The 10205-nt window shown below is 55.8% G+C and carries 10 protein-coding genes and 1 pseudogene; 10 read left to right on the top strand and 1 reads right to left on the bottom strand.

The annotated features are described in order from the left end of the window. The 4 genes and pseudogenes from ACZYSM_RS27485 to ACZYSM_RS27470 all read left to right on the top strand — a co-directional run. Positions 1–144: pseudogene (locus ACZYSM_RS27485) on the top strand (LysR family transcriptional regulator); the annotation flags it as partial. A 1200-nt stretch (positions 145–1344) separates the two neighbouring features. Next, on the top strand, positions 1345–1785 hold the full coding sequence (locus tag ACZYSM_RS27480; RefSeq protein WP_489076562.1) for a hypothetical protein: 441 nt from the start codon (positions 1345–1347) through the stop codon (positions 1783–1785). Then, complete coding sequence (locus ACZYSM_RS27475; RefSeq protein ID WP_489076560.1) at positions 1778–1936, top strand: hypothetical protein; 159 nt, start codon at positions 1778–1780, stop codon at positions 1934–1936. Before ACZYSM_RS27480 ends, ACZYSM_RS27475 begins: the two co-directional genes overlap by 8 nt. 718 nt (positions 1937–2654) lie before the next feature. Continuing rightward, positions 2655–2885, top strand: coding sequence for a hypothetical protein (locus ACZYSM_RS27470; protein ID WP_489076558.1), 231 nt, complete (start codon positions 2655–2657; stop codon positions 2883–2885). 206 nt (positions 2886–3091) lie between these two features. On the opposite strand, the gene ACZYSM_RS27465 is transcribed toward ACZYSM_RS27470, so the two are convergent. After that, positions 3092–3541 (bottom strand): carboxypeptidase regulatory-like domain-containing protein, encoded by a 450-nt coding sequence (locus ACZYSM_RS27465; RefSeq protein ID WP_489076556.1) that lies wholly within the window; start codon positions 3539–3541, stop codon positions 3092–3094. Between the two features lie 253 nt (positions 3542–3794). Here ACZYSM_RS27465 and ACZYSM_RS27460 point away from each other — a divergent pair, with 253 nt between their 5' ends. The 6 genes from ACZYSM_RS27460 to ACZYSM_RS27435 all read left to right on the top strand — a co-directional run bounded on the left by ACZYSM_RS27460 (position 3795) and on the right by ACZYSM_RS27435 (position 10205). Further along, positions 3795–4760 carry an alpha/beta hydrolase family protein gene (locus ACZYSM_RS27460; protein WP_489076554.1) on the top strand — a complete coding sequence of 322 codons (966 nt, stop codon included), beginning with the start codon at positions 3795–3797 and terminating at the stop codon, positions 4758–4760. 37 nt (positions 4761–4797) lie between these two features. After that, complete coding sequence (locus tag ACZYSM_RS27455) at positions 4798–5196, top strand: hypothetical protein (RefSeq protein WP_489076552.1); 399 nt, start codon at positions 4798–4800, stop codon at positions 5194–5196. A gap of 184 nt (positions 5197–5380) precedes the next feature. Further along, on the top strand, positions 5381–6439 hold the full coding sequence (locus ACZYSM_RS27450) for a PDDEXK nuclease domain-containing protein (protein WP_489076550.1): 1059 nt from the start codon (positions 5381–5383) through the stop codon (positions 6437–6439). A 237-nt stretch (positions 6440–6676) separates the two neighbouring features. After that, entirely contained in the window at positions 6677–8620 is a 1944-nt protein-coding gene (locus ACZYSM_RS27445) for a type I restriction-modification system subunit M (protein WP_489076548.1), read from the top strand. After that, a complete protein-coding gene (locus ACZYSM_RS27440; RefSeq protein WP_489076546.1) occupies positions 8617–9954 on the top strand; it encodes a restriction endonuclease subunit S in 1338 nt (445 codons plus the stop codon). The genes ACZYSM_RS27445 and ACZYSM_RS27440 overlap by 4 nt, the downstream gene beginning before the upstream one ends. After that, a complete protein-coding gene (locus ACZYSM_RS27435) occupies positions 9951–10205 on the top strand; it encodes a DUF4357 domain-containing protein (RefSeq protein ID WP_489076544.1) in 255 nt (84 codons plus the stop codon). The genes ACZYSM_RS27440 and ACZYSM_RS27435 overlap by 4 nt, the downstream gene beginning before the upstream one ends.

Raw genomic sequence — 10205 nt, 5'->3', positions numbered from 1 at the left:
CTGCCGATGCCGACTCGCCGCATCGGCCTCTGTTATGCCGCGCAGGCCCTGGAGTTGCCTACGTTGCGGGCCTTACACGAGTACTTTCAGTCGAATAGGCCAGTGCAGTTTTCTGCCGGTGTCCCAATACTTACGCCTGCATGATTACGCGTTACACCAATGCGCCCTCAGTCGTCGAAACCAAAAGGCAGAGGGGATGTGCACCCGGATAGTCTCACGAGCAAGACAACGTGACCCATTGAGGCGAAGGACAAGGTCAGTGTGCTGCTCGCCCAAGCAAATGGTGCGGCCGTTGCTCAGCAGAAATGCAATTGGGCGGGCCTGCCGGATGCAACTGAGCACTCAAGATTATCTGAGCGGCTCCCCCCCTAGCTCAATCCTCATCATCCCCCCGCCTCCGACTTACTAGTCCAGTAATTGGACCAGACCTCTACGGCGCCCTGCCGTTCTAACACCAGAACGTCACTCCGTGATTCACTGACCAAACAGAAGCTGGGTGTATTTCTTCGACACCGCTCCACCATGCTTTGGTGCGCGCAACTGGGCGCAGCGCGGACCTACCGTTCGGCAGTGAGCTTGCGGTGAACACAAAGCCGGTAAACAGGCCGAGCAAAACAGCGTGGTAAGCACGGTGTCGGGGCGTGTATCCACCAGTTGCCGCGAACAGGTGCCAGCGTGGTTGCCACGGTTTGAGTAGATGGGGCTCGCACCAGGTGTGCCCCACAAAGAACGTTTCCTGCTGGTGCGCACCGGATACCAGATGCTGGTTACCACGGTATTGGCTCCAGTTTACCAAGTGCACACCATGGAGCATCGAGCACCCTCCATGGTACGCAAACTGAAGTACGCAGCCTGGTACGCAGCAAATGACGCATTACGGAGCAGTCAGAACCACAAACCAGGCCACTCACCTGATCAACCGGTAATGGATGCCAGACGCTGGTTTCCACTGAGGTTTCCACGGTATTGCAGCGTTTCTCACTGGCAACCTGTCGTCCTGCAACAGCTTCCTGCGAATGACCACGGTAAGATCGCGGTAAGGGTCAGACGGGGAGATCGGGGGTAGGTGGGAATGGAGAACGCGTGCGCCGCCAAGTGCGAAGGCAGGCCGATTCTACCTGGCGAGTGCTGACCTGTGCGCCAGCTACCACACTACTCTTGGAGTCGTGCCAATGATTGAGACACGCAACCCGGCATCCATGTCGCGCCGAACAATGAAACAAAGGGTTTCGGATAGGGGGTATGCATGGGGCCCTCCTAGAGCTTTCGACATCAAGGGCATTGCGCACCGCGATGTCGCCCCAGCTATGAGGTCTCAAAGGTGTTCGCACTTGGGTTCGCACTATGAAGCAAGGTATCTCTATTCGCGAGTTTGCGCGGCGTGAAGGCGTGTCTGACACGCTGGTTCGAAAAGCGCTGAAGCTCAACAGGCTCAAGGCTTTCAGCGATGGCTCGATTGATTCTTCTCTTGCAGGAAGTAGCTGGCGAGAAGGTAACACCAAGGGTGCGAACCCTGCGAACCCCACGGTTCGCAGTTCGCACTTGGAGGTTCGCAGTTCGCAGTGCGATGAAATCGACAGCGAGACGCTGGAAGAGGAGGCCGCTCGGCTGCTCGACAGTGGCGGCGTGGCCACGCATGACTACGCCGAGGCGTTACGCCGGAAAGAGAACTACTTGGCACTCCTGCGTCAGCTTGAGTACGAGCAAAAATCAGGTTCGCTGGTCGAGCTGGAGATCGCCGAGAACATCCTATTCGAAATGGCCGGGGCATCGCGTGATGCCTGACTCAAATTGGTCTACCCGGATAGGCCCCCTGGTGGCCGCTGACCTGGGCCTTGAGGCTGACCGTGTTGTGGTGACGCTGACCGACTATGTCCACCAGCACCTGCAACAGCTTGGTCAGCCCGAGACTGAGGTTCAGTTCAGCCGTGAGTAGGTTTTCGCCCGTAGCAGTAAAAAGAAAGATCCCGACTCAATGTCCCAGAAGCCCCATGTCCCAATTTTTCATCGTCATCCGAAAAAGATACTTCCGGCTCCGAAGTCGTGCATGTCGTGATGTCGTGCTGATTGATCGTTTTTTGATCGTTTTGCACGACATCACGACTTGCACGACATTGGGTCGGTAACTTTCTTTTTCTGACCCTTGCCACTTGGTCGCGTTTGAAATCGAGGCAAGTGAATCTGGCAGCCTGACAGAATTGGAGGTGCATCCATTTTTGGATGGATCAACATGCGTGATTCTCCCGTATGTACTGGGCTGAAAAGTCAGCCGAGTCGGTAATGCGGGTATTTCCCGTAATAGTGTCTCTGAGACAGATTTGAAGGACGCCTCAAAATTGAGGAGTCCGATTTTCGGACCTGAAAGCGATGCACCAAGAAGTACATGGCCCTAACCTGGTAGCGATGCGTAGATTCGCGCATCGACTCTGACGCCAAATACCCGACTTTCCGGGCATTTAGAAACCGCCGATTTGGCGGTTTGACCTGGCCCAGCACCGAGGCGGGTCAGTTCCGCGTCGAGCCTGGAGACATACCCGGAATTCCGGGTATGTCGGTGGTGTGCAATTTTTTTGCAGACCCTGGCATGTGGCGGGAATATTTCCAGCACATCAGGTAACGTCGACGTATCAACCTAATCAGCCAGGAAATACGGAATGTCGATAAAAGTAACTGCACCACTTGTGAATGGTGACTTGTGGGACCCGCTCGACAAGAACGCATCAGGTGAGGACGTGGTGGAGCTGATATGTGGCGATGATATGCGCCCGCCTCCCACCAGCGTGGTCATCACAGTCACTACAGAGTCGGGCAAGTTGGTTGAGCTGTGGATTCCTAATTCAGGCAGCGGCAAGGCTAGCGTGCGGATTGACGGCAAATCGGTGTGAAGAAGCCCTAAAAGATAGACACAATTTTATTTGGGGGCAGATTTGGGGGCACGCAGATGAGCAATATCGACCTAATCCCCGTTTTTGATGGCCTGTAGGTCAAGGTTCGATTCCGTCTCTGCACCAAATACCGAAAACCCTGAATCGCAAGATTCAGGGTTTTTTTATGCCCGCGATTTAATGGCTCGGCGCAAAAACAGCCATCCCTAGCTATTACTCTTCCAGTGGAAGACCAGATTACGTGCAGCACCTTTGCCGACGTCGGCGGTATCACGCAGCACTTCACCATTACGCGTCGCGACAACGGTGTACTTGCCAGCAGGTAGCTGAACGTAAACCAGAGGGCCGGCCTGACTCAGGGTCAGCACGGTTTTCCCCGGGGCGCTCTGAATGACCACATCTACGTCGGGAACATATTTATTCTCCGTCCCGGTGGAGAAGGTCATGTGCAGGTTGTAGCCCTTGGTTTGCTGAATGGCCTTTGACTCATCCTCGCCGATACCGCCAGACAGGTAGGTGATCCCGTTTTGCTGTTGCTGCTGGACTTGCACAGCTGAACTGTCGATCGGCTCAACGCTGGCGGCCCGCAACATGACTGGAAACACCAGTAAGCCGGCAGCGGCGAGGGGTAGCATGAATGAATGGACGTACCTCATGATGACGACTCCCGGGTTCCACAGAACCCTATCCGTTACACCATTTTTGATTGCTGACCGAGGATCAGGGTTTTAGATCGATTCGAACTTGAGCTCAGTGCGAATCGAACCAAACACTCAGTACACCCGAATCAGACCCTCCGGTAAGTGACGTACTGCATTGCGTCGCGCGCGCGACCGCCGACTCCAAAGCGTTGCACAACGCTAACGTTGAAGTTCATTCTTGGGCTCGTCATCGCCAGGGCTCAGCCCCATGAATCTACACAGCGTACCCTCCACGCTCAGGCCAGAATCGTCAGCCACAGAAACGCAAAGCGAGCCCTTCAAGGAACCTGCCGCCGACGGCTTTATCCTTGGCGGCTTCACCTGGCGACACGCCCTCGTGGACGCAATGCGACCGGTAGTCATCATCAACGCCGCCACCTCAGTGCGCTGCCGACACTACTCGCGCTTCGCCGATTACCTGTTCGCCAATGGTTTCGACGTCATCACCTATGACTACCGCGGCATCGGCGAGTCTCGTCCGACATCACTGAAAGGACTTCAGGCTTCATGGACCGACTGGGGCGCGCTGGATTTCGAAGCACTACTCAAACGCGCTCAACGGGAGTTTCCCGGCCAACCCATCGACGTGGTCGGCCACAGCTTCGGCGGCTGTGCGGCGGGGTTAGGCGCTTCCGGGCACGTGATCCGACGCCTGGTGACAGTCGGTGCGCAGTTCGCCTACTGGCGCGACTATGCGCCTGCCCATCGCTGGCGGATGTTCGGCAAGTGGCACCTGCTGATGCCGTTGGTGACGCTGGTTTGCGGATATTTCCCCGGCAAACGCCTCGGCTGGCTGGAAGACACGCCCGCCGGCGTGGTTCGCGACTGGAGCACGCCCACCGCCCACTACGAGAGGCGCCCCAGCGGTCGCGCCATCCACGCCAGAAACGGCCGACTGCCCTTCGCCAGCGTCACCGCACAAACGCTGGCCATCAGCCTCAGCGACGATCCCTATGGCACAATTGCTGCCATCGAACGCCTGCTCGGCTACTTCACCGGCAGTACAAACACCCACCTGCGAATCGCCCCAGAAGACATCGGCGAAGTGGAAGTCGGACATTTCGCCTTTTTTCGCAGCCCTTACCAAGCCACACTATGGCCCATTGCATTGTCCTGGCTGCAAAACGGCGAGCTGACACCCGACACCCCCGGGCGTCGAGTGCCACGCAGCTGAGTGGCCTGCCCTCTCAACGGAATACGGAACGACGCCCATGGCATCCGCGAACAAACAACACAAACGCGCTACCCGCGCTAAAGCGAAAGCCAAGCAGAACCGCACTCAACGAGCCGCCGCGCCGGTCGAGCTGGACCCGAACGACGATCGCATCGACTTCGAATCGGTGGATCTGACCGAACTGTTCAAAAAAATGATCGACGCCGAAAAAACCAGTCAGCAAGCGATGTGCACGACCTTCCTGGAAGACCCGCTGTTGGAACTGGTGTACGAACAGGAAGGCGAAGACGGCGCGACCGACTTCATACTCGCGGCACTCATCGAGTATCGCCAGTGGTCCACGGAGGCGGACGAGGCAACGGCTCTTGCCTGGATCGAATCTCCAGCCTTCCAGGCTGACTATGTGGCGGCCTCGGACGCATTGCTGAAGTCGTAACGCTAACTTTTTCGAATCGACAAAAAACGGCCGCCGTCATCACTGACGGCGGCCGTTGTCGTTTACCGCCTTTTCCTGCCGATTAATCAGACCCTTCCCGCAAAGCCAGATCAGCGCTTGCAGGCATCCTCTTCTGCCTGCTTCGGTCAACGACCGCGCACCAGCCCTCACTGCGGAAGATTCCATGAGCCCCCTCCCCTCAACCCACGATCAAAATCTACAACTCGCGCCACTGCTCGGCAGTCTCGGCGAGTTGATCCGCCAGGCACGCCAGAAAGCCCTGCGGGCGGTGGATACGCTGCAAGTGCAAACCTGCTGGCATATCGGTAGGCATATTGTTGAATTCGAGCAGGAGGGCGCTGAGCGGGCCGCCTATGGCAAGCGATTGCTGCCAACACTGGCCAAGCTGCTAACTGAAGAGTTTGGAAAAGGCTTCGATGAGCGAAACCTGCGCCACATGCGAGACTTCTACCGAACATTCCCAATGTGGAACGCAGTGCGTACCGAATTGAGCTGGACCCACTACCGCACTCTGCTACGAGTTGAAAACAACAACGCCCGCCAGTGGTACATGGACGAAACCGCCACGCTTAACTGGTCAACACGTGCACTGGAACGACAAATCTCAACGCTCTACTACGAACGCCTGCTGACCAGTAAGGATCGACTTGCGGTCGAACAAGAAGCAGCCACCAACCTTCGGACGCTCAACAAAAGCCCACGAGAGTTCGTACGCGATCCTGTGGTGCTTGAGTTCCTTGGTCTGCCTAACGCCGGAACCCTTCTGGAAAACGACCTCGAACAAGCACTGATCAATCAACTGCAAGGATTCTTGCTGGAGCTTGGCAAAGGTTTCGCCTTCATCGCTCGGCAGCAACGCATCAGCACCGATAGCAAAGACTTTTACCTGGATCTGGTGTTCTACAACTACCTGCTCAAATGCTTCGTGATCTTCGACCTCAAACGCGGTGAGCTGAGCCATCAAGACATCGGCCAGATGGACATGTACGTGCGCATGTACGACGACCTCAAGCGCGGGCCGGACGACGGACCGACGGTGGGCATTATTCTTTGTGCGCAGAAAGATGAGTCGGTGGTGCGCTACTCAGTACTCCAAGGCAACGAACAGCTGTTCGCCAGTAAATACAAACTAGTGCTACCGAGCGAAGAAGAGCTTCGCGCCGAACTGGATCGCGAGCGGGCGGTACTGGAGGAGCGTCTGCTCAGTCAGAATCCGCAATAAAGGCATTGCCTGCGTACAGTCAGGTCATACCCGTCTTGGAAAATGACATCCCCTCAATCGCCAAAAGCAGGTGATGCCCCACGCAACGAATGCTGGCATCCTAGCGCCCATCCAGTCGCCCCACCGGCGATACGCCTTTTCAGGGCCCTACCGCACAGGGATGATCGCTTTCTATCCGGGACTACCCGATTCGCGTCTTCCTCTGCTGTTTGGCTCTGGCCGGTTCTTTACCGGCACATGCAAACATTGAGAGGAACACCTGTGAACCAGCAAAACCTGGCCGATTTCATCTGGAACGTAGCCGATGTACTACGCGGCGACTTCAAGCAATCAGAGTTCGGTCGCATCATTTTGCCGTTTACCGTGTTACGACGTTTGGAATGTGTGCTGGAGCCAACCCGCGACAAAGTACGCACTCAGTTCACCGCACTGAAAAACACCACCGTCGACCTGGACCTGATTCTGCCGGGCACTGCCGAAGCGACTTTTTACAACACCTCACAGTTCGCTCTGGCCAGCGTCGGCGCCACCAGCACCCGTGCCAACCTCGAAGACTACATCGCCAAGTTTTCAGCCAACGCTCATCAGGTGTTCCAGCACTTCAACTTTACCGATTGGCTGAGTCGACTGGAAAGCGCCAACCTGCTGTTTTTGGTCACCCAGAAATTCGCCAGCATCGACCTGCATCCCAACGTCATCAGCAACCATGAAATGGGTCTGGTGTTCGAACACCTGATCCGTAAGTTTGCCGAGTCCGCCAACGATACCGCCGGGGAGTTCTTCACCCCGCGAGATGTGGTGCGTCTGACCACCACACTGGTATTCGCCCCGGACCATCAAGCGCTGAATGGCAAAGGCGTTGTGCGTACCGTGTATGACTGTGCTGCGGGCACTGGCGGGTTCCTGTCTTCGGCTATCGAGCAGGTCGCGGAATGGAACCCGAAGGCGCGACTCGTTCCTTACGCGCAAGAGTTGAACCCCGAAACCTTTGCAATCTCCCTCGCCGACAAATTGATCCAAGGGTTCGAAACCAAAAACATCAAACTCGGCAACACCCTTTCCAACGACTTGCTGCCTCATGAGCAATTCGACTACTGCCTGGCCAACCCGCCATTTGGTGTGAAATGGGAGAAGGTGCAAAAGCAGGTGCAGGACGAACAGAAGCACTTGGGCTTCTCGGGCCGCTTCGGTGCCGGCCTGCCACGGGTCGGTGACGGTTCGCTGTTGTTCCTGATGCACTTGTTGTCCAAGCGTAAGCCTGTCGAGCTCGGCGGCAGCCGGATCGGTATCGTCCTGTCCGGCTCGCCACTGTTCAACGGTGGCGCAGGCTCCGGCGAATCGGAGATCCGCCGCTGGATTCTGGAAAACGATTGGCTGGAAGCGATCATCGCCCTGCCCAACGACCTGTTCTACAACACCGGCATCGGTACGTACATCTGGGTCCTGTCCAACCACAAGGACGCATTGCGCAAAGGCAAGGTGCAACTGATCGACGCCACCGCCATGCATGCGCCGATGCGTAAATCCCTGGGTAGCAAACGCAAGCTGCTTTCGGAAGGGCAAATCGCCGATATCGCCCGTCTACACGAAGCGGGGGAGGACGCCCCCAATAGCAAAATCTTCGCCACCACCGATTTTGGCTATCGCCGCATCACCGTCGAACGCCCACTGCGCCTACGCTTTAGCGTCACGCCAGAAAAAGTCGCCGCTTATGCAGAAAGCAAAGGCGCGGACTATGTGGATCAGTTTGCCTCAGTAAAAGACAGCTTCGATAACCTGCCTGCCTTCCTCAAGGCAGCCGGGGTGAAAAAACTCGGCAAGGCTGCGCTAAAAGCTCTGCTCGCCAGTTTTGGTGAACGCGACCCTGAAGCCCAACCGGTACTGGACGAGAAAGGCCAGATACAGGCCGACAGCGATCTCCGAGAAAACGAAAACGTCCCGCTCAACCAACGCATCGAAGACTACTTTGCTCGCGAAGTACTTCCCCATGTCCCGGATGCCTGGATCGACACCAGCAAGTGTGATGAGAAGGATGGTCTGGTGGGCATCGTTGGCTATGAGATCAACTTCAACCGTTATTTCTATCAGTACCAGCCGCCGCGTTCGCTGGCTGAGATCGATGCTGATCTGAAAACAGTGGAGGCTGAGATTGCTGCGCTGTTGAACGAGGTGACGGCATGAGTCATTACAAGCCTTATCCGGTTTATAAGGATTCGGGGGTTGATTGGTTGGGGCGGGTGCCGGAACATTGGAGGGTTAGCAGGCTACGACATAATATTTCTAGCCCTTTAGCTTATGGGGCAAATGAGTCCGGCGAGTCTGATAACCCAGAACACCCCCGATTCATTCGAATCACGGATCTCAACGGCGACGGCTCGCTGAAAGAGGATACGTTTAAGTCTCTATCCAGCGAGCTAGCAACACCTTACATGCTGCATGACGGCGACGTATTACTTGCACGAAGTGGTGCAACGGTTGGAAAAAGCTTCATCTACAAATCAAGTTTAGGACCAGCCTGCTATGCAGGCTATCTTATACGCGCACGATTAAACCCTAAAAAATGCAGCCCTCAGTATTTCAAATACTGCACAGAGTCAAATTACTACTGGGACTTCATTGGCGGAAGCAATATTCAATCCACTATTCAGAATGTTAGTGGCGAGAAATACATGAACTTGTGGCTAGCCACACCTTCACTCTTTGAACAGGACAAGGTCACGCGCCATCTCGATCGCGAAACCGCTCACATAGACGGATTGCTTGCAAAAAAAACCCGCTTTATCGAACTCCTACGTGAAAAACGCCAAGCACTGATCACCCATGCCGTCACCAAGGGACTCGCCCCAAAAGTGAAGATGAAAAACTCCAACGTAGAATGGTTGACCGAGGTGCCGCAGCACTGGAACGTTGTCCAACTACGTCATAAAGCAAAACTTGAATCCGGACACACGCCTAGCCGCTCCCACCCTGAGTACTGGGTAGACTGTGATACTCCTTGGTTCACCCTTGCTGATGTCTGGCAGGTGCGTAGCGGGGAGACGAAGTTTGTTTTTGAGACCTCCGAAAAGGTCAGCCAAGTTGGCCTGGCTAACTCTTCAGCGAGACTCCTCCCCGCAGGATCGGTATTTCTCTCTCGAACGGCATCCGTTGGCTTCTCGGGAATAATGGGTACGGACATGGCCACCTCCCAAGACTTCGCGGTCTGGACCTGTGACGACTCTTTGCATAACGAGTTTCTTTATTATGTTTTGCGGGGTATGCGAGGTGAGTTCGACCGTTTAATGATGGGTTCCACTCATAAAACTATTTACATGCCTGATATCGAGGCCATAAGAATTGCTCTGCCGCCGATAGAGGAACAAAAAGAAATCGTCGCGTTCCTGAGCACGCAGTTTCAAGAACTTTCCACGCTCATCGAGAAATCTGAACGCAGCCTCGCCCTCCTAAAAGAACGCCGCTCTGCTCTAATCACTGCCGCAGTCACCGGCCAAATTGACCTAAGGGAAGCCTCATGAGCCAAGGTCGCAGCATTCGCCTGTTCCTCGTCGACGGCACACCCAATGGCCTGCTGACCGCCGAGATCATGAACTGGACCGGTCATGTGCTCAGCAGTCCTGGCGCCGCCGCTGCTGTCGTACTGGGCCGCAATGCCAATGGCCGAACCGAGTGGACCTTGCGAGATAACGGCCAAACCTACGCCGCCTGGCAGGAGCAGCAAGTCGCCGCCCTCAAGCCCGCCCAACCCGTCCTGACACCCACGGAATAA

This window comes from Pseudomonas sp. F220 (assembly GCF_057813935.1).
This window is presented reverse-complemented; position numbering and strand designations above follow the sequence as displayed.